This window comes from Aureicoccus marinus, from assembly GCF_002954325.1.
Lineage (GTDB): Bacteria > Bacteroidota > Bacteroidia > Flavobacteriales > Flavobacteriaceae > Aureicoccus > Aureicoccus marinus.
Map to the genome: position 1 here is coordinate 180,373 of NZ_MQVX01000001.1, position 20,156 is coordinate 200,528.

Consider the following 20,156-nt stretch of genomic DNA (forward strand, 5'->3'; position numbering starts at 1 on the left):
TTTATCTTATTCTATTGTCGCTGTAGAAATTATAAGCTTTTTATCTCTCCCATTGGTCAGAGGTTAGGTTTCCCTTTTTCCATTCAATGATGCAATACTTTGCTTCCATAGCGTAAAAAGTCTTAGAGTTCGCTATATCTTCCAGTACTTTCAGGGCTTGCTCTTCATTTACGCTTAACCAAAACATTGCAGTCCAATTCCGAACGTTACCATTTTCGTGATCAAGAAGATTACTGATGAAATAAGGGTTATTCTGCCAAATGTACTTTAAAGAGGCCCTGATTTTATCTTCTGCTTTATTGCCAGTTTTGTAATCGCCAGTTTTAGACGAATTATCTTGAATAATTGCGGAATCAATGAAAACCGCTACTGCCTCATCTAGACTATTAAATTTCATTCCGCTGTTAATTTATTTGACTGCTTCGCTGCTCTGCCTGCCTAAGATATCAATACCGTATTGATACTGTCTTAAAAAAGCTCGTTGTTCTTTACAGTACTCTAGTTGTTTTTTTGAATTGTGAATAAAACAGTCTTTTAGTGAATCAGCACAGCTTATCGATTACACTTTCCTTCCTTTTTTTTATGGAAAACTTCAAATCGTCTCTCGAAATTCTTGATTAGGTTGGAGAAGCTAAATACCAATTGTTTTATTGAATAAGTATAATTTTCAAAGGCCTCTTTAAAAGACCATCAATTTAGACAAACAATCAAGCAAAAGGAAAAGGATGCGAAGAGTAACAGATGTAGTATTATTAATAGGGTGTTTTTTCATATCGATGTTGACATGTAAAGGTCAAATTCCCAACGAAAAGGAAGTCTATGCATTAATTAATGATCTTCCCTATACTTTTACTAGTGAACCTCAAATAGATTTACACCCTTTATCCCTTGATATTGTTAAGTCCAGAGATATTTTTAAGAGGCTACTAATTAAAAGATCTGTTAATCTTCTTTTTCCTGAGGTCTCGAAGAAATTGAATAGTCAAAGAGATTCAATTAAGAATTTGAATTTATCAAAAGAAGTAAAAGACAGCTTGCTTTTTACGGTTAACTCAATGTACCCAAGAAAGTTAATAGACTTATTCAGTCAGACTGATAGGAAGAAAATGGAGAGCGAAATCCTTCTTAAAAAGATCAAATGGAGAAAGCGTAAGGCGAACATGATCAACTTTTCCAAAAGAAAGTCCAAAACGAGGATATCGTTCCCTTTATTTAACCAACAAAAGAATTTGGCGCTATTTTTCAGGACCTATAATGGCGAATACGAGTTAGTAGTTTTTAAACTGACAGATTCTATCTGGCAAGGCTACGGAAGAGCCAGGGTGGTTCCTGTAAACCTCAACTAGACCATTGATGGTTCAAATCTCAATTTCGATGAACTTTTTTAGTTATGATTTACCGTATTAGGGCAGCTTCTATTAACAAAATTATTGGATCAATAGCCTCCATCAAAATGCGAGACGATTATGCTCCAGAGTTAATTAGAGCGGTTGGCCGAATGAAGCAAAGAGGAAAACTAGATATTCTTCCTGACCTCAACGGAATTGAGATTCGGAAGCGGGCTAAGCCGAATGACATTATTATCTGTATTCCTTTATCTCGATCTGGGATTCTCATAAGTCAAAGTTTAAAGCAAATAGTGGAAGGTTTCAAGTTTCCAGATGAAGTGCAATGGGTTGAGGCGACAGCTACTCATTATGACAAGTCTTTTAAATATCATTACTTCTATAACTATGAATCACCCGAGAAAGATTTAATCGATTGGGATCGATCTAAGTATGTGGAAGTTAATCATGTTGGCAAGCCAAAGTCAGAAGTGCAGTATTCAATTAGTCTTGAGGAAATTGAACATATGAGGAAGAACCGTAAGGTGCGGTATGACTCACCAAAATCACTTTATTTTAAGCGTTCCATCCCCTATGATTTCTTTCGATTAGTATATTCCACTCCGGGATATTTTGTGTCGGAAAGCTTAAGAACGCCCTTGAAGAAAGTGATTGTGAGGGTGTAGAATTGACTCCAATCACTGAATTGGGTTTTGATGTGGTGTTTGAGTAGGACTAAAATTTAGTCAGGATTGATTCACTTTGTTAATCTTCCCTACTGGCTCCAATGCTGCAAATAAGAAACCACGAAGCTATCGCTTCTAGTTTTTCCCTTATCCCCACTTACAAAACTTCGTTTTGACGTGGTCATAAATGAAAAAACCACGCCTTGTGGCGTGGTTTCTTGAGTGTCGTGGAGCCGGAGGGATTCGAACCCTCGTCCAAACAAGCAACTTCAAAGCTTTCTACATGCTTAGTTTTTGTTCGGTTTTCGAAGTGTAACTGACCAAAAACCGCCTATTACACCCTTAGCTTCTTTAGATTTAAGTGATCGCCGAAGCTGCGATTACTCTATGTTGACTTTGATGGTGCCTCTTAAAGAATCGCCGTCAACAAGGGCTATTCAGAGACATTCAGCTTTCCCGCCTCGCGGGACTAGGCCAAGACTTACTATAATTCAGTCAATTAGGCAGCTAAAGCGTAGTTATTTTCGCCATTTAAAAGGTTGGAACAGATATTTACGAGCATTAATTCCATAGCTCGGCATGCTTACCCTGTCATTGATCTCGCTGTCAAAACCGGTCGGCCCCAATATGTTAAAGAACGCGGGGAAATCCCCATTTCTCAAAAGGAGGGCAAAGTTAGCAAAAAAGTTGCCCGCCAGTACGAATACGTATATTTGAGGGCAAAAGTTGTACCAAAGCGCAAAAATGAAGTTTGGACTGATTCGTGAACGCAAAAACCCGCCAGATCGTCGGGTTGTTTTGTCTCCTGAAGCCTGCCGAGAGCTACTCGATCAATTCGAGGACCTAGAAATCATTGTAGAACCTTCTCCTATCCGTGTTTTTACGGATGCGGAATACGAGGCCCAAGGCATTCCCGTGCGGGACGCAATGGATGAATGTGATGTTCTCCTTGGGGTAAAAGAAGTGCCAATCGATGCCCTGATCCCCAACAAGAAGTACTTCTTTTTTCGCACACGATCAAAAAGCAGCCTTATAACCGCGATTTACTAAGAGCGGTATTGGAAAAGAGCATCGAGCTCTATGACCACGAGGTCATCACTAGCGCCAAGGGTCAACGCCTGGTTGCCTTCGGACGCTATGCGGGAATTGTGGGCGCCTATAATGGGATTCGTGCCTGGGGACTACGCAAGGGTACTTTTGAATTGCCTAAAGCCGAAAATCTGAAAGATCAGAACGAACTGATTCAAAAGCTTCAAGGGGCTGATATGGGAACGGCCCGAATTGTACTGACCGGGAAAGGTCGAGTAGGGAATGGAGCACGAGAGATGCTGGTCGGGATGAAGATGCGAGAAGTCACAAGTGAGGAATTTTTGAGTTCTACTTTTGAAGAGGCGGTATTCTGTCAAATCGATGTGATGGACTACAACGCCCGTGAAGACGGTTCAGAAGGCAGTCGTTCGGACTTTTTTGAACATCCAGAAAAATACAAAAGCATATTTTCTCGATTCAGTCACAAAGCTGATCTGTTTATTGCTGGGCATTTTCACAACGATAAAGCTCCCTATTTGTATACCCGTGAAGACGCGCGTCATACGGATTTTGCCATTGAGGTGGTAGCTGATATCAGTTGCGATATCGACGGGCCGGTGGCCTCTACTTTACAACCCTCCACGATTGCGGATCCCGTTTACGGTTACGATCCTGTTCAAGAGACTGTTGTGCCTTGGGATCAGGAATCCGCAATTACGGTTATGGCTGTGGACAATCTGCCTTGTGAGTTGCCGAGGGATGCTTCGGAAGGATTCGGAAAAGCTTTTGGTGCAGAGGTGATTCCCGCTTTCTTTAATGGGGACGCAAGAGGTGTTTTACAAAGGGCCCGAATGACCCAAAACGGACAGTTAACGGAAGGCTTTAGCTACCTCACGGATTATGTGGAAAAGAGCTAAAATTCTTACCTTATTTTGTGCTAAAATTCGCTAATTGAAGGAGTTAAAATTCTATTAGTTATTAACATTTCTTTCCTGGGCGAGCATTCTTTGTATATTGTCTTCCCTTAATTGGTTAAACAAGATGCACTTTAATTGGCTAACCAACCTACCAAAAGACCAAAGCTTTAGCCGGCTGGCTATTGAGCTCGAATACGAGCTCAGGCCCAGAATTACCCGCTATTTGCTCCGTAAATTCGAACAGGATTTCGGGGATGACTTCTCCTCATTTTATTTTGATGTCGATGTAAATACCAGTGGGTGCGCATTGGGCGGTCCACTCCGGAACGATTCCGCATGCGCTTGGCTCAAGATTTTGACGCAGAGATCAACGGATCTCAACAGCACCTGCACATCGCGTATTTGTAGGAAAAAACTTCGCTTTTCCGCTAGGTTAACCCTACTCTTTTTGTTATTGTATTGATTCTGTTGAACTTTTCGATAAACGGCACTTATTTTTTCTATTTGCGTATAAAATTCGCGGGTTTTTTTCGTTCAAAATTTAACACCTCTTCCAAATCCGTTTAGGAGGAAGAGACTTATTTTAAGTGACCTCCATGGGGGCAAGGGGTCTAACAAACAAACAAACCATTAACGCTTATGGTACTGAACAATACCCGATTTTTGTTTACCCTGGAACAAGCCGACAAACACTACAGACTTTACAAACGGAATATGCTGCATCAAGCCCAAGAGAAAAGAGGAGAGTGGGGGCAGCTTTATCTTCAGAAGGCTCGTTTTCACCTTGAGATGTATCAGTCTTATTTCAACCTCTGTTTTAAGATCTTTCCGGAAGAACTCCATTAGTGCAATAAAGAAAAAAGGCCGCCCAGCAGCAAGGACGACCTTTTCCATCAAGAGTGCCTGAATTGCCCAAACATTCACTCCTGTGGTTCCCAATCAATTCTTCTTGTGGCGAACATGATGATCGCCAGGATCACAAACAGTCCCACACTACCGACTAAGAGGGCGTAGTTTTCGAGTTGTATGATCACAAAGATGAAGGAGTAAAGTGCCGTCATCGAACTGAAGATCAGCAACGAAAACTTGAAGCTCCTCAATATACTTGCTGAGTAAAGGGTGATCAGCCCTATAACGGCTAAGCCCGAAATCAAGTAGGCCCGCAAAAAATTCTGGTGCTCTGTTATCGAAATAAGCAGGGTGTAAAACATCACCAAGGCCAAACCGATCATCAGGTATTGGAAGGGGTGAATGCTGATTTTACTGATGAGCTGAATCAGAAGAAAGACCAGCAGGGTCAGCCCGATAATCATAAAACCGTACTTACTGCTTCGCTCTGTTTTTTGGTAGTCGTCTATGGGTACAATCAGGTCTGTTCCAAAAGCGAACTCACTTAGTTCAGGGAGGTTGTAAAAAAAGGACTGACCAAACTGCCGATTGATTTCCAGGATTTTCCATTGAGCCTTAAACCCATCCGGGCCTATGGTCTTGCTGTCGTCTTCGGGCAAGAACTCTCCGCTAAAGCTCGGCGAAGGCCAATCGGATTTCATCGCTGTCGTGGTGACTTTTCCGATCGGGACAAATCTGAGGCTCTCACTTCCGTTCATCTCCATTTGCATTTCAAAAGACAGGTTTTTGTCTTTGAACTCGGTCATGGATTTGATAAAGCCACTTTCCAAGGTACTGATGCGTTGGTTGTTGAATTTGGGTTTTAAGTTGTAGCGAGCCGAATCCAGAGCAAATTCCACTTCGGTGCGGATACCCTTGAGGTTGGAGGTACGCAGAAGTAAGGTCGCCTTGGACCAGAGGATGTCTTTATCGGGTACCTCAATAGCGCTAAATTCAAAGCCCTCGAAGTTACCACTCAAACGGAGCTGAGTGGAGTAGACCACAGACTCGTAGATCCCGTAGTTCAATACTTCCGTATCGATCTTGGATTGAATATCCAGGTTCTCGGGTAAGAAGTAAGCCGTGTGAAAGACCTCCTTTTCGGTCGTGATGTAGGCCTTGGTATCGGGGTTGAGCACCTTTTCTTGCTCAAAGGTGCGGTATGGGATTTTGATAATGGGTCCGTAAAGGGTGACCGACTTACCCCATTTTCCATTGATTTCGTCAATCACTTCCTGTTGCCGTTGTCCACGTTCTTTAATCAGGTCCTTGACAAAGGCCAAGGGAATTAAAAGTACGAGGAGGATAAAGCCGACCACCAGCATGCGGAGCGAGATGGAGTTTCTAAGCCAATTGCCAATTCGATTTGATGTACTCATAGGTGTCTATTTAGAATTAGGATTATCGTTTGGGTTTTCGGCTTGTTTGATTAGGTATTCTAGGGCCTCCAGGTGTTTTTGAAAGGCTGTTCTTCCCGCCTTGGTCGCCTTGTAGCGGGTATTGGGTTTACGCCCCACAAAGCGTTTTTCTATACTGAGGTATTCTGCTTTTTCTAAAGTCTTTAAATGACTGGCCAGGTTTCCGTCGGTCAGTCCAAGGAGTTCCTTGAGTCGGGTAAAATCAACTTCCTCATTGACCATGAGAATAGACATGATACCCAACCGGATTCGGTGGTCAAAGAGTTTATTGATGTTATCGATCAATCCCATGCTTAGCCCTGACGTTCTTTTTGGTACATGAGTCCTCCGTACAGAATGTGCATCACCCCAAATCCAAGGGTCCAAAACCAGAACCCGTGGCCCGGAAAGGCGGCACAGAAAAGCCCAAGTACAATTTCGATATAACCCAGGTAGCGGACCTGCCCCAGGGTGTATTTGGACGCGTTGACCAAAGCCAGACCATAAAAGATCAGCATAAGGGCCCCGGTCAGACCAAAGTGATCGCTTTGAATCTTAATGAGAATGTAGATTCCACCGGTAAGTAAGGGCACAGCAAAGTTGATCAGTAGTCGGGTAGTCGTGGCATCCCATATGTTTTCTCCATTCTTTTTGGCTTTGCGATAAGAGAGCCCAATGGCGGTAACTATACTCAAGAAGGCAATTCCCAATAAAAGGGCAACCAGGAGCGAAAAGGAGGTACTGTGTGTTCTCAAGCTTTCGCCTTCAGCGGGGAGCAGATAGACATAGGCAATACCTGCGCCGATTAAGGCATAAAGGCCAGCGAGTATTCCGGATAGGCCACTCAGCGATAGAAATCGAGAGGAGCGGGACATGAGGTCCTTGATTTCGGAAAGGTCATCCAGGTAGTTCTTTGATTCCATTTAAAAGTACTTTGAAATACAAAGTAAAAATAATTTAATTTTCCAATTGAAGTACTATCTTTTGAAAAATTTAAGAGTGAACCCGGCCGAAGACTACATTCTCCAACAAAAAGAACCCTATAGAGAGATCCTCCTCTTTCTTCAGCAGTTTATCGAGCGTCAAATCCCTTCTATACAGCTGAAATACAAGTATAAGATACCGTTCTTCGACTATAAAGACAGACCGTTCTGTTATTTGAATGTACCCCGTAAAAAGACCTATGTCGAGCTTGGATTCTGGCATGCGGCCCACCTCACCTTGCATCCGGAACACCTGCATTCCGATGGTCGCAAAGTCATGCGCTCCTTGCGATTTCACTCTTTGGAGGCGATTGACCCACAGGTATTGGAAGACCTGCTTCAAGAAGCGGTATCCAAATCACACCTGGGCTTTTATAAGAAGTAGAACTTAGCTCTTCTTCAGGGAAATCAAACTGTTTTGCTGTAAATAATAAAAGGTGTCGTAAAGTTCCTTGAGTTGGGGGTAGTTTTCGACCAAGAAGAAGACATTTTTGACATCAAAGACAAACTGCAAGTTGATGTTCTTACCGTCGGGGGAGGCTTTGCAATCGTACTTTAATGAAGCCTGTCCGTCTAGTACACTCAATTCCTTTTTCGCAGGCAAGTCCTCAATGACGTAGCCTTCCGGAACAGGAATAATGGCATTGAAGCCATAGGATCTGGGATAACCAAATTCCACCGGGAATTGCCGCTTCTTATTCTTGAAGGGGGAAGAGCTCAAAAACTTCACAATAAAGGGATTGAAACGTATTCGGTTGTCTTCACTGAAGCCCGGCATTTCAAAAACATAGTTTTGGGTCAGTTTTTTTGGGGTACTGCCGGGAGCAATCTTGTGCTCGCTGATTTCAATAAAACTGTTGTCTTCGATTTTTTCTAGAAAACCTTCTTCTCCTAACTTATCGAGAGTTCTGTAGCGATCGGATGCACTGTACCCCAGAAGGATTTCTCGATGACGCCCCTTAATGACCTGATTATCCAGGTCAAATTGCAGCATAACTTGACTGGTGGATTTATTTCGGTTCGATACCGGCAGGTCAATCCAATAGCTGTCTTTCTTAAAGTCCATGACCCGCCCGACATAGTTGAGTGCACGATAGGGTAGCATTCCAAAAGGAGTAAACTTATCGCTGGCGTCCAAAACATAGTCCTTTCCATCGATGGTGGCCAAAGCGACTAAATAATTAAAGTCGGTGATATTGGCCTGATTACGTCGAGGTAAACCGTTTTCTCGGGTGGACAAGAGTACAATCTTGGCGGGAATATCGGCCGCTTCCAGCATATTGATGAGGGAGATATTGATTTCGCCAATATTCCCCGTTCTATTTTCGTAGGCCTTTTTGACGCGCACCTTGCGGTAGATCCCATACTTCTCATTCCAATTGAAATGGTCTTGTATGTGCTTGTAAACAGCGCGGGCTTTTTCCATTGTGGTCTGAGCCGACTTCGCGTTACTCGGCAAAGCCTTGGTAAAGAAGTCCTGTTTACCCACTTGTCTACCAATGTCCTGATCCTTGCGATACTCTTTGTCTACATCCTTCCAACTTTTGGAATACTTTTCGACCCCTCCATTAAAAGGGTAGAACTGCGAAAGTTCAAAGACCAGACGCGAGATGTAGTTCTCGCTAGAGAGCATAAAGGGTTCGGTCTCTCGAAAAGCGGGCACATTTTCGATAGCAAAATCCAATACCTCGCAAGAAGCCGATTGAGAACTGCGTGGAACAGAAAAACAATTTGGGCGTTCTGAGTTTAAATTGAGCGAAAGCGGGAGATCTCCTTTTAGGACCCGGTTATACACATAGTTCCCTGGTATTTCGGCATGAAAACGGCTGTAGAGCTTTGGTATGGATCCCTGAAAATCCCAGCGGTCCAAATTGAAGTAAAAAGGAGATTGCAGGGTGTATTTGTACTCAATGATGGACCCCACTTTTACTTTCGGAAAAGTAAATCGGTAGGCCGACCAATTGGGGGTTTCGTCCACCAAAAACTGAGCAGATTGGTCGACTCCTGTTTTTTCGCGTCCGTTGTGGGTGATGGCCTGGAATTTGACGATTTGTTCTTTTCGTTTATCGGTCCTGTAAAGGGGAATTTCCTGATTGGCCAATTCGAGCCCTTCCTGATTGAGGATCTTGATTTTGGTATGGTACTCCTTCATCAAGTAGATATAACCGTTGTCTTTCAGCTCAAAGGTGTAGACACCGTATTCGAAAATAGCCATGGCTTCGGCTTCGGGATCACCAGGAAAATGATCCATCTCGAGTTCTTTGACCGTCACGTTGCCAAAAGGTTGGCTGTATTGGGCGCTGAGACTAAGGTTGAGAAATAAAAAGAGGAGGAGTAGAAAACTTCGGCTCATCAGGTGGTTGGTTTAGGCCCGGAAGATAACCGCTCCCCACCAACAGACCAAGAAGTTTTATGTATTCTGCACCACTTCTCTCAGTCGGACAAGTTGGGTCAACAGGTCTTCCATCAAATCCAACTGCAGCATATTCGCACCATCACTTTTCGCATTTGCTGGATCATAGTGTGTTTCCATAAACAAGCCATCAACTCCGACGGCAATACCGGCTTTGGCCATAGTACTGATCAGAGCAGGGCGACCACCGGTAACTCCAGAAGCCTGGTTGGGCTGTTGTAGAGAATGGGTAACATCCAGAACCACAGGAGCGTAGTTTTGCATTGTTGGGATACCGCGGTAGTCCACTACCAAATCTTGGTAACCAAACATGGTCCCCCTTTCGGTGAGCACGACCTGCTGATTACCGCTGTCAGTGACTTTTTTGACGGCATGAGACATGCTCTCCGGGCTCATAAATTGCCCTTTTTTGAGGTTAACGGTCTTTCCGGTCTTCGCTGCAGCAACTACCAAATCCGTTTGACGCACCAAAAAAGCGGGAATTTGCAGAACGTCAACGTACTCGGCAGCCAAGGCTGCATCTTCAGGAACGTGGATGTCTGTCACGGTGGGAACCTGGAACTCTTGGGATACTTTTTGGAGGATTTTCAGGGCTTTTTCGTCCCCGATTCCACTAAAAGAATCGATTCGGCTGCGGTTGGCCTTCTTAAAGCTGCCTTTGAAAACGTAGGGAATACGAAGTTTATCCGTAATGTTCACTAGTTTTTCGGCAATGCGCAAGGCCATTTCTTCCCCCTCAATTGCACAGGGTCCAGAGAGCAAAAAAAACTGCCCGGAGTCGGTGTTTTTAATCTGAGGGATTTTGGAGAGTTCCATAGAAAAATGTTTTCACAAAGATACTTTTTCAGATCCGAAAATTTTTCGGCCTAAGTGTAGGGGATTCAGACTATATTTGCGGGCTGAAAGCGAGGGCTCTTCCTAACTGAGAGTCAGATAAAAGCACCTATGGGCACCATCAAAAACATTGCAATCATTGCACACGTTGACCACGGTAAGACCACCTTGGTAGACAAAATCATGTACCACTGCCGTTTGTTCCGCGAAAATGAGAACAAAGGAGAGCTGATTTTGGACAACAACGACCTGGAACGCGAGCGTGGAATTACCATTGTCTCCAAGAATGTTTCGGTTCAGTACAAGGACGTTAAAATCAACATCATCGATACCCCTGGTCACGCCGACTTTGGTGGGGAAGTGGAACGTGTTCTCAATATGGCTGATGGGGTTCTTCTTTTGGTTGACGCCTTTGAAGGACCGATGCCTCAAACCCGCTTTGTCTTGCAAAAGGCGATCGAATTGGGATTGAAGCCCTGTGTAGTCATCAATAAGGTCGACAAAGAGAATTGTACCCCTGAAGAAGTTCACGAAAAGGTGTTTGACCTGATGTTTGAACTGGGGGCTGAAGAGTGGCAACTGGACTTTCCTACGGTATACGGTTCTGCCAAGAACAACTGGATGGGCGAGGACTGGAAAACGCCAACAGAAAATATTGAACCCTTATTGGACATGGTACTGGAACACGTTCCGACCTTTGAACCTACAGAAGGGAACACCCAATTGCTTATCACTTCCCTCGATTTTAGTTCTTTCACTGGGCGAATCGCTATCGGTCGCCTGCAAAGAGGTAGTCTGAAAGAGGGGCAGCAAGTCGTGCTAATCAAAAGAGATGGGTCTACTCAAAAAACCCGCATCAAGGAACTCTTTGTTTTTGAAGGTTTAGGCCGTCAAAAAGTAAGCGAAGTGCAAACGGGAGACATCTGTGCCATTGTTGGTATGGAGAACTTCGAAATTGGCGATACGGTCGCTGATTTTGAGGAGCCAGAAGCCTTGAAGACCATCGCGATCGACGAGCCGACCATGAGCATGCTCTTTACTATTAACGACAGCCCTTTTTTCGGGAAAGACGGGAAGTTTGTAACCTCTCGCCACCTCAAGGAACGTCTCGAAAAAGAGCTCGAAAAGAACCTGGCTTTAAGGGTAGAAGAAACCGACAGTGCTGACCGCTTTATGGTCTTCGGCCGTGGCGTACTTCACCTCTCGGTTTTGATCGAAACCATGCGAAGAGAAGGCTACGAACTGCAAATCGGTCAGCCCCAGGTAATCCTTAAAACCATAGACGGGGTGACCTGTGAACCGGTCGAAGAGTTGACTATTGATTTGCCGGAAGAAGTATCGGGTAAGGCAGTAGAAATGGTGTCAATCCGCAAAGGAGAGATGAGGAGTATGGAGGCCCGTGGAAGCCGAATGCTCTGTGAATTCGAAATCCCTTCTCGGGGAATCATTGGATTGAGAAATCAATTGCTTACCGCGACAGCAGGGGAGGCTATTATGGCTCACCGCTTCAAGGAGTACCAACCCTTAAAAGGCGATATTCCTGGTCGTATCAACGGTTCTTTGGTTTCGATGGAAAACGGAACGGCGATTCCTTACTCGATCGATAAACTACAAGAAAGAGGGAAGTTCTTTATCGATCCGGGAGAAGAGATCTACGAAGGACAAGTAATTGGTGAAAACTCGCGAAACGATGATATGGCCATCAATGTGACCAAGACCAAAAAGCTATCTAACGTTAGAGCTGCGGGATCAGACGATAAGGCCAAGATTGTACCAGCAATCAAGTTCTCTTTGGAAGAAGCTTTGGAGTACATCCAAAAAGACGAGTACGTTGAGGTGACTCCAAATCACTTGAGATTGCGCAAAATCTTCCTGAAAGAGGTCGATCGCAAGCGCAACAAAACCGTCTAATTCGGACTATTGTTCAAATCGGTGCATGTGGACGCAAGACGCGGCTGCACCGATAATACCAGCATTGTTCTTCAATTCTGCAGGAACAATCGGGGTTTGTATTTGGATCATGTGGCTGTACTGATTCCACTTTTTGGAAGCTCCTCCACCGACGATTATGTAGTCCGGGTTGACGACGAGTTCCACGTAGTTTAAAAATTTGTTGAAACGTTTGCCCCATTTCTCGTAGCTGAGACCATCGCGTTCGCGGGCTGAAGCGGCAGCGTAGTCTTCTATTTTCTTGAAGTCTTTATACGGCATTTGACCCAATTCAAAATTGGGAAGGAGTTCTCCGTTAAAAAAAGCACCACTGCCCAAACCTGTACCCACGGTGATCATCAGTACAAAGCCTTTCTTGCCTTTTCCAACACCGTATTCCATGGAGGCAAAACCAGCAGCGTCCGCATCGTTCACCACGGTAAACTGTTGACCCGTATGTTGGCTGAAGAGGTCTTCGATATTGGTGCCAACCCATTCTGGATTGAGGTTCCCAGGGGAAGTGCACACGCCATTCTTAACGATGGTCGGGAAGCCACAACCTACGGGACCACTGTAGTTGAAATGATCGATAATTTCTTGAACCACTCCGGCCATTTCCTGAGGGCCTCGGGAGCCTGGGGTTTGGACACGAAAACGATCCGTAGTCATTTCTCCGGTTTCTGCATTGACCAGAGCACCTTTCATACCGGTTCCACCGATATCAATACCAAGTACTTCCATGAAGTTGATTTATGAGTGAGTTGAGTAGATGAGAAGCGGTAACTGTAGTCAATCTAAACGGCTTTTTGGATCACTTCAAACATCTTGTTTCCATCGCACTTAATGGTCTTGTGCGGATATTTTAAGATCAGGGCGTAGTCGTGGGTGGCCATGACAATGGTACGCCCGGTCTGGTTGATTTCTTGGAGGACCTTCATCACCTCGACACTGGTTTGGGGGTCCAGGTTACCGGTCGGTTCGTCGGCCAGGATCAGTTCGGGATCATTCAGCAGCGCACGGGCGATCCCAACACGTTGTTGTTCCCCTCCCGACAACTGATGCGGAAATTTAAAGCCTTTACTTTTCATTCCAACCTTGTCGAGAACTTCTTCTATTTTCAATTGCATCTTGGCCGGCTCCGTCCATCCGGTGGCCTTCAGAACAAATTCGAGATTTTGCTCAACACTGCGGTCCGGAAGAAGTTGAAAATCTTGAAAAATAATGCCGAGTTTTCTTCTGAGGTAGGGGATGTCCTTCTCTTGCAGCTTTTTTAAGGAGTAGTCCACTACACTGGCCTGTCCTTTAGATAAAGGCAGGTCACCGTAGAGGGTTCGCAAAAAGCTGCTTTTTCCGCTACCGGTTTTTCCGATGACGTAGACGAACTCGCCTTTCTTTACCTCGAGGTTGATATTGCTTAAAATCAGGTTGTCGTTCTGAAAAATATCGACATCCTTCATTTGTAAAACTGTTTCGGCCATTGGGGTGACTTTTCCCTAGTAAAGGTAATAAGGATTTCCGGAAAAGGGCAGGGGTATACTTTGGCCCATTATTTGACGTTCTAAGAAAAGTTCTCGAGGCGCACGAGGTCTTGAAGCAGAACAGAGAAGCTATATGAATCGATTGCACCTTATCTTGCTGTTTGCGGGATTGTGCTGCTCGGCCCTGTATGGCCAGCAAAGTGTACAGCCCCAAGAACAATCCCAAACATTTCAGAAAGCCCTTCGGCTGTATCAACAAGGGAACTACACCCAGGCACAACCCCTATTCCGGCAGGTTCAGGCCGGCTCAGACAATGATCTCGAACGGGGAGAAGCCCTCTACTACGCGGCCAGTTCAGCAATACGCTTGGGAGAACGCCAGGCGGATCGCGAATTACTCGGTTTTGTCGAGAAGTACCCCCTATCACCCAAGCGTTGGGCGGCCTACAAGGAAGTGGGGGACTACTATTACGGTATAGGCCGGTACCTCTACGCCCTCAAATGGTACCGTCAAGTGGATCCTGACTTTTTGAGCGATCGGGCTCGGGACCGTTTTATTTTTCAATACGGCTATTGTCTGTACGCTGCTGGTAATAAGGAAGAGGCCAAAACCTACCTCAGTCAGGCCAAGGAAACCGAAGCCTATGCTTCTCAGGCCGCTTATTACCTCGGGTTTATCTCATACGAAGAGGATGATTACCAAGGGGCCAACCAGGCCTTTAGCGAGGTAAAAGACCCCAAGCTTCTGGAAGAAAAGCTCAGTTATTTTCAGGCCGATATGAACTATAAATTGGGCAAGTTTGAAGAAGCCATTGCCCAGGCCAAAAACTACCTGCCCCGTGCAGATGAAGAAGAGAAGTCCGAACTAAACCGTTTGATCGGTGAAAGTTATTTTCAACTCGAAAATTACGCTGAGGCGTTGCCTTTTCTGGAGAAGTACCAGGGGCGCAACGGCAAGTGGACCAATGCTGATTTCTACCAGTTGGGCTACTGCCACTACCAACAAGCCCAATACAGTGAGGCGATTGAATCCTTCAACCGAATTATAGAAAGCCCGGATGCTCTGGGGCAAAATGCCTATTATCATCTGGGGCAGTCTTATTTACAAGAAGACAAGAAAACCGAGGCTTTGAACGCGTTTAGGCAAGCCAGTTCCATGGATTTTGACGGTGCTATTCGCCGTGAAGCTCTTTTGAATTACGCCCTGCTCAGCTACCAAATAGGCAATGCGTATGAGCCGCCTACTCGGGTCTTGCGTACCTACCTCGAAGATTACCCTCGGGACCAAAAGCGCCGCGAAATCGAGAAGCTGCTCCTGGATGCCTACGTCAGTTCACAAAACTTTCAGGATGCCCTGGAGTATATCGAAGCCAACGGCAAGGATCTCGATAAGCAATCCCGGCAAAAAATCTTTTTCTTTCGGGGGATTCAACTCTTTGCTGAAGGGACTTATGCAGAGGCCGAATCTCTTTTTAGCAGGACTTTGGAAGAAAGCAATTCCACACTCTGGTCTTCCCGAGCTCTATTTTGGCGAGCGGAGTGCTTTTCTAGAGCGGAACAACACGAGCAGGCCCTGGCGGATTTGATCGCTTTCGAAAACAGCCGAAAAGCAGAAGAAACTCCAGAGTACCCCGAGCGAAACTACCATTTGGCCTACGCCTATTTACGACTGGAGCAATTCCCCCAAGCCGCCAAGCGATTCGCGGACGCCCGAGCCAATTTCTCCGTCGAAGATGCCCGTTGGCAGGATGCACAAGTTCGTGAGGCTGATGCCCATTATGCGGGCAGCCAATACAGTAAAGCCATCAGCGCTTACAAAAAACTAGCCCCGACGCATCCGGAGTATGATTACAGTTTGTTTCAACTCGCCAAATCTCAAGGACTAGTCGGTCGACCGCAGCAGAAAATGCTGGAACTCGCTCGTTTAGAACAGGACTATCCGGAATCGAATTACCGGGACGATGCCCTTCTAGAACGGGCAGCGACCTTGGCTGAACAAGGGCAAGAAGGGCAGGCTTTAGCGGGATATCGTCGCTTGATCCAAGACTACCCTGAAGGCAATTTACACTTGACGGCTCGCCTAAGGGAGATCCTTATTCTCTATAACCAAGGAGAATTGGATGCCTCTCTTGAAAAAATCAATGCACTGGTGCAGGCCTATCCAGAATCCGCAGAAGCCACACAGGCGGTTTCGACGGCCAAACTCATCTATATGGACAAAGGAGAGGTTTCTAAATTTGCCGCTTGGGCTAGGGACTTGCGTTTTGTGCAGCTCACCGATTCGGAATTGGAAGAGGCGTCCTATAGTGCGGCACAGAGCCTCTTGGATCAGGGGCGTACCGCAGAAGCGATTCGGGCCTGCGAAGATTACCTGAAGGCCTTTCCTCTAGGCGCTCGCTCCGGTATTCTTTCGTTTGAACTGGCCGAACTCTACTACAACCAAGGACAAAAAGATTCTGCCTTACCCTACTACCAGAGGGCGGCCAAGGCATCTTCCAGCTACAGTGAGAAGGCCCTGACCCGGGTAGCCAGTTACTATGTCGAAACGGAACAGTTTTCTCTGGCGTCACCCTATTTGGAAGAATTGCTTCAAACAGCCCAAGTCGAAGAGAACAAACGATTTGCCCTGTCCAACCTGATGAAGTGGTTTTTTGAACAAGGGCAGTTTGATCGTTGTGTACAGTATTCCCAACAGCTGCTGGAGAAACCCGGTCTTGGCCAACGTTTAGAAAAGGAAGCCTGGCTCTATCAGGCTCGTTCGTCTTGGGTGACCGGCAATAAGAATCAGTCCAAAAGAGCTTATGCGGAATTACTAAAAACAGCTTCAGGCAGTCGAGCGGCTGAAGCCCTCTATTATCAGGCTTATTTTCAGAATGAATCAGGTGATTACCTCGACTCGAACAGTTCCATCGAAAAATTGGCCCAGTCTTATTCGTCCTATAAAGAATGGGGTGCTCGAGGTCTGATCTTGATGGCTCGAAATTACGATGCACTCAAGGATCCTTTCCAGGCGACCTATATTCTGGAATCCGTTATCGAAAACTTCGGAGAATTACTGCCTCAAAAAATGGAAGCCGAAGCCCTTCTCGCTCAGATCAAAGCCCGAGAGGCCCAGAACAATTCATCAGTCAATCCTCAAAACAAGCGTCCATGAGAACAGTCATTTCTATCGTATTTCTGCTGATCCTTGGGCCCGCTTTGGCTCAGGATAAACCCCTGAACACACAGACGGTAACGGTGACCCGCTCTTATGCGCCCTCGATCGCACCGGCCAGTAAAATTCTTTCGGAACCCGGATTGTCGGATTCCCTCTTTTTGAAAAAACGACCGGTACAGTGGAGTCGTTTTACGGCCCCTGTGGCCTCTACTTTCTCACCAGCCAAAGGCAAGGCCGAGAAAGTGCAACCGGAGCCCCCAGAAAAATTGTACAATACGGCAGTCTCTTTAGCAGCGGGTAACTTCACCAATATTGAAGCCGAGGCCTTTACGCGCCAGCCTCTGGGTACTGGTCGAAACAGCTATGCCTTGGGGTTGGAACACCGATCGGCCCAAGGCGATATTCTGGACAACCCCCTGCCAACCTCCTTCAGTCAAACCGCTTTGGAAGGGGGCTTGCACTTTAAGGGGAAAGAGAATACCGGCCACTTGCTGATGGAAATCCAACGCGATATTTACCATTGGTACGGTTTTGATCGGGATCTTTTTGGTCCTGAATCCTTCCCCGAGTCTGGGGTGCAACAGCGCTACTTTACCGGAGCCTTGAACGGACAATACACAGACGATAAGGTTGCGGTCGATGGCGGGTTTCGGTGGTTTACAGACGAAACCGGTTCTGATGAAAGCCGTTTGCAGTTTGGTTCTCGCTTTGATGTCGAAATCGAGGAGACCCGGGTGAGTTTTTTACCCTCGATCGATTGGGTTCAAGGCCAGCAAAGTGTCACTTCTCTGAGGGAAGTAGCTGCGGCCAGTCCAGATCGCTACAGCCAAGCCCAGGCCGAAATCGCGGTGTACTGGTCGATCAAAAAAAGGAGTGGGATCTCCAAATCGGTGGTGCCGTTGTGTACAATGTCGATGCTTTGGATCGGGATCAGGGCTTCTCGGTTTATCCCCGAGTTAAAGCACGTTATCCCTTGCAAAAAGAAAAACACTACTTCGTTGGGGAGGCCACCGGTGGTCTCAAACAGAACAGCTATGCCCAGGCAGTGGCCGCAAATCCCTTTGTTGCCCCTAGTTTGGATATTCGCCCCAACCAACAGCAATACCTGGTAAAAGGGGGCTTACAGGGGCTGATTGCAACCAATGTGACCTACCAAATTGGAGTGGCTGTGGAATCCAATGACCAGCAAGCTCTATTTCAACTTAATCCATACAATACTTTCCGAACCGATGAAGCTTATGCCTTCGGAAATTCCTTTGAATGGCTTTATGAAGATGTACAGCGTTATGGGGGTTATTTTGCCTTGCAATGGGAGCCCAAAGAAGCCATTTCTTTCCGAACAAGTTGGCAATTTGACCAATACAGCACCGCATCGGATAATCCGGCATGGAACTTACCCAATTACCAGGGAGAGGTCGCCTTGAGTCTGGAGTTTCTGGAAAACTGGCGATTGACCAGTGAACTCTATGTCATTGGAGAAAGAGAAGACCTGAACTCAATTGTGGTTGGGGCAACCGTTCCTATACCAGGACAAGGAGAGCCTTTTCAACTCGAACCTATACTCGACCTCAATTTGGGTGTTGAATACCAATGGACACCCCAATGGAGCTTCTTTTTGCAAGGGAGGAACCTGAGTAATCAGAACTACACCTTCTTTGCGCAGTACCCTGCACAAGGGGCCCAGCTCTTGGGCGGAGCCCGCTACCGATTTGATTGGTAAGACCGCTGGGCTTCTTTGGGAATGAAGTATTTTTACGTCTTCCTAATCACGCCCAAATCATGTCTTCCGCCAATCGACTCTCCTTTATTGATCCTGCCCGTTCCAGGCTATTTTACGGCTATGTGGTTCTGTTTATCGGAACCTTGGGTGTTTGGTGCAGTATTCCGGGACAGACCATTGGTGTTTCTGTTTTTACCGACCCGGTCATGGATGCTTTGGGGCTCAGTCGGGATCAGTTCAGTAACGCTTATGCTATAGGAACCATCCTGAGTTCCCTGTTCATCTCCAAGGCAGGGCGCTGGTTTGATCGATTTGGGGCCCGGTATGTAGCTTTTGCAGCTACCTTAATGCTTGCATTTTCGGTGCTCTTGTGCTCCCAAGCCGATCGTATGAGCTTGCGCTACAAGGGGTTTTTGATCTTTCTGCTGCTACGGTTTCCTTTGCTTTGATGATCGTTTTGTTTTTCCTGATCCGCTTTAGCGGGCAAGGCGTGCTGACCATGTCTTCTCGCAATATGATCATGATGTGGTTCGACAAGAACCGAGGCAAGGCCAACGCTTTTACCAGTGTCGCCCTTTCCTTTGGTTTCTCTTCCGCTCCCCTTTGGTTAAATGAATTGGTCGAAGGAGAGGGCTGGCAAAGGACCTGGCAATGGATGGCCGCTGCCTTGCTCTTTTTTAGTCTGGTGGTTTTTCAGCTTTACAGAAACCGTCCCGAGGACCACGGCTTAGCTGTCGATGGTGGCTCAAGAGCATCCAAAGAAAAAGCCCCAGAAGTAAAACGGCCCTTTTTGCGTTTGAACAAGCCGTTTACCTTGGAAGAGGCCAAACAAACCCGCGCTTTTTGGATGTATGGACTTTTGTTGGCCTTCCACAGTTTTTTTATCACCGGCCTCACCTTTCATGTGGTATCAATTTTTGAGAGTTCGGGTTACGAAAAGCAAGTGGCTATTTCTTTGTTTTTGCCCGCTTCGGTTATTTCGGTCTGTTGTTCGACCCTCTTCAATTTCTTAAGTGATTACTTGCGCTTAAAGGGTTTCCTATTCGCCAAGACCGGTGGGGGGCTTTTGGCGAGTATCGGTTTATTCTATCTGGATTCCTCCTGGGGAGTGGTGGCCTTGACCATCGGTATTGGTATTATGGGAGGCTTTTTTGCTGTGCTAAATTCAGTGACCTGGCCCCGATTCTTTGGAAGGGCGCATTTAGGGGCGATCACCGGAAAGGTGACTTCTTTCTTGGTCTTAGGAAGTGCCTTGGCCCCGAGTGCATATGCCTATGGTTATAGCCAACTGGGAAGCTACCGCTACTTGGGGCTTTTGGCCATGGCCTATTTGTTGTTTATTCTTGCAGGGAGTATTAGGGCGAATAATCCGCAACAATCAGCGAGCTGATTTGGGCGCA

Annotated in this window: 17 protein-coding genes, 1 other RNA gene and 1 pseudogene; 10 read left to right on the top strand and 9 right to left on the bottom strand. The window is 46.1% G+C overall.

All coding sequences use genetic code 11. The features are described from left to right. Positions 1-40: 40 nt before the first annotated feature. Positions 41-397, bottom strand: coding sequence for a DUF2019 domain-containing protein (locus tag BST99_RS00900; protein ID WP_105000130.1), 357 nt, complete (start codon positions 395-397; stop codon positions 41-43). Between the two features lie 993 nt (positions 398-1,390). Here BST99_RS00900 and BST99_RS00910 point away from each other — a divergent pair. Continuing rightward, positions 1,391-2,011, top strand: a complete 621-nt coding sequence (locus BST99_RS00910) for a hypothetical protein (RefSeq protein WP_105000132.1) — start codon at positions 1,391-1,393, stop codon at positions 2,009-2,011. Positions 2,012-2,236: 225 nt separating this feature from the next. Here the strand turns inward: BST99_RS00910 and ssrA are convergent. Then, positions 2,237-2,635: a transfer-messenger RNA gene (gene ssrA, locus BST99_RS00915) on the bottom strand. Between the two features lie 120 nt (positions 2,636-2,755). Between ssrA and BST99_RS00920 the strand changes: the two are divergent. Together BST99_RS00920 and BST99_RS00930 are read left to right on the top strand one after the other, a co-directional pair. Continuing rightward, positions 2,756-3,957, top strand: a pseudogene (locus tag BST99_RS00920) (NAD(P)-dependent oxidoreductase). A 639-nt stretch (positions 3,958-4,596) separates the two neighbouring features. Beyond that, complete coding sequence (locus BST99_RS00930; protein ID WP_105000134.1) at positions 4,597-4,803, top strand: hypothetical protein; 207 nt, start codon at positions 4,597-4,599, stop codon at positions 4,801-4,803. Positions 4,804-4,877: 74 nt separating this feature from the next. Here BST99_RS00930 and creD read toward each other — a convergent pair whose 3' ends face one another. The 3 genes from creD to BST99_RS00945 are packed head-to-tail and all read right to left on the bottom strand — an operon-like array spanning position 4,878 to position 7,165. Then, positions 4,878-6,224: a cell envelope integrity protein CreD gene (gene creD, locus BST99_RS00935; protein WP_105000135.1), complete on the bottom strand. Its 1,347-nt coding sequence runs from the start codon at positions 6,222-6,224 to the stop codon at positions 4,878-4,880. Positions 6,225-6,230: 6 nt separating this feature from the next. Next, entirely contained in the window at positions 6,231-6,554 is a 324-nt protein-coding gene (locus BST99_RS00940; RefSeq protein WP_105000136.1) for a winged helix-turn-helix domain-containing protein, read from the bottom strand. 2 nt (positions 6,555-6,556) lie between these two features. Continuing rightward, complete coding sequence (locus tag BST99_RS00945; protein WP_105000137.1) at positions 6,557-7,165, bottom strand: hypothetical protein; 609 nt, start codon at positions 7,163-7,165, stop codon at positions 6,557-6,559. Between the two features lie 61 nt (positions 7,166-7,226). Between BST99_RS00945 and BST99_RS00950 the strand changes: the two genes are divergently transcribed. Next, the gene (locus tag BST99_RS00950) at positions 7,227-7,610 is read left to right on the top strand and encodes a DUF1801 domain-containing protein (RefSeq protein WP_245916147.1); all 384 of its coding nucleotides are present in this window, start codon (positions 7,227-7,229) and stop codon (positions 7,608-7,610) included. Positions 7,611-7,613: 3 nt separating this feature from the next. On the opposite strand, the gene BST99_RS00955 is transcribed toward BST99_RS00950, so the two are convergent. Both BST99_RS00955 and kdsA read right to left on the bottom strand, forming a co-directional pair. Then, positions 7,614-9,578 carry a transglutaminase domain-containing protein gene (locus BST99_RS00955; protein WP_105000138.1) on the bottom strand — a complete coding sequence of 655 codons (1,965 nt, stop codon included), beginning with the start codon at positions 9,576-9,578 and terminating at the stop codon, positions 7,614-7,616. 57 nt (positions 9,579-9,635) lie between these two features. Then, complete coding sequence (gene kdsA / locus BST99_RS00960) at positions 9,636-10,454, bottom strand: 3-deoxy-8-phosphooctulonate synthase (protein ID WP_105000139.1); 819 nt, start codon at positions 10,452-10,454, stop codon at positions 9,636-9,638. A gap of 129 nt (positions 10,455-10,583) precedes the next feature. Between kdsA and typA the strand changes: the two genes are divergently transcribed. After that, on the top strand, positions 10,584-12,383 hold the full coding sequence (typA, locus tag BST99_RS00965; protein ID WP_105000140.1) for a translational GTPase TypA: 1,800 nt from the start codon (positions 10,584-10,586) through the stop codon (positions 12,381-12,383). 6 nt (positions 12,384-12,389) lie between these two features. On the opposite strand, the gene ppgK is transcribed toward typA, so the two are convergent. Both ppgK and BST99_RS00975 read right to left on the bottom strand, forming a co-directional pair. Next, a complete protein-coding gene (gene ppgK, locus BST99_RS00970) occupies positions 12,390-13,142 on the bottom strand; it encodes a polyphosphate--glucose phosphotransferase (protein WP_105000141.1) in 753 nt (250 codons plus the stop codon). Between the two features lie 53 nt (positions 13,143-13,195). Next, positions 13,196-13,879 (bottom strand): cell division ATP-binding protein FtsE, encoded by a 684-nt coding sequence (locus BST99_RS00975; RefSeq protein WP_105000142.1) that lies wholly within the window; start codon positions 13,877-13,879, stop codon positions 13,196-13,198. A gap of 133 nt (positions 13,880-14,012) precedes the next feature. On the opposite strand from BST99_RS00975, the gene BST99_RS00980 reads away from it, so the two are divergent. From BST99_RS00980 to BST99_RS00995, 5 genes are read left to right on the top strand one after another with little or no spacing between them, the layout of a single operon-like run. Next, on the top strand, positions 14,013-17,033 hold the full coding sequence (locus BST99_RS00980; RefSeq protein WP_105000143.1) for a tetratricopeptide repeat protein: 3,021 nt from the start codon (positions 14,013-14,015) through the stop codon (positions 17,031-17,033). Further along, complete coding sequence (locus BST99_RS00985) at positions 17,030-18,148, top strand: hypothetical protein (protein ID WP_105000144.1); 1,119 nt, start codon at positions 17,030-17,032, stop codon at positions 18,146-18,148. The genes BST99_RS00980 and BST99_RS00985 overlap by 4 nt, the downstream gene beginning before the upstream one ends. After that, positions 18,082-18,756, top strand: a complete 675-nt coding sequence (locus tag BST99_RS00990; protein WP_146106168.1) for a TonB-dependent receptor — start codon at positions 18,082-18,084, stop codon at positions 18,754-18,756. Before BST99_RS00985 ends, BST99_RS00990 begins: the two co-directional genes overlap by 67 nt. Further along, complete coding sequence (locus tag BST99_RS14555) at positions 18,750-19,205, top strand: MFS transporter (protein ID WP_245916148.1); 456 nt, start codon at positions 18,750-18,752, stop codon at positions 19,203-19,205. The genes BST99_RS00990 and BST99_RS14555 overlap by 7 nt, the downstream gene beginning before the upstream one ends. Continuing rightward, positions 19,205-20,146: an MFS transporter gene (locus BST99_RS00995; RefSeq protein WP_245916285.1), complete on the top strand. Its 942-nt coding sequence runs from the start codon at positions 19,205-19,207 to the stop codon at positions 20,144-20,146. The genes BST99_RS14555 and BST99_RS00995 overlap by 1 nt, the downstream gene beginning before the upstream one ends. Positions 20,147-20,156: the final 10 nt, after the last annotated feature.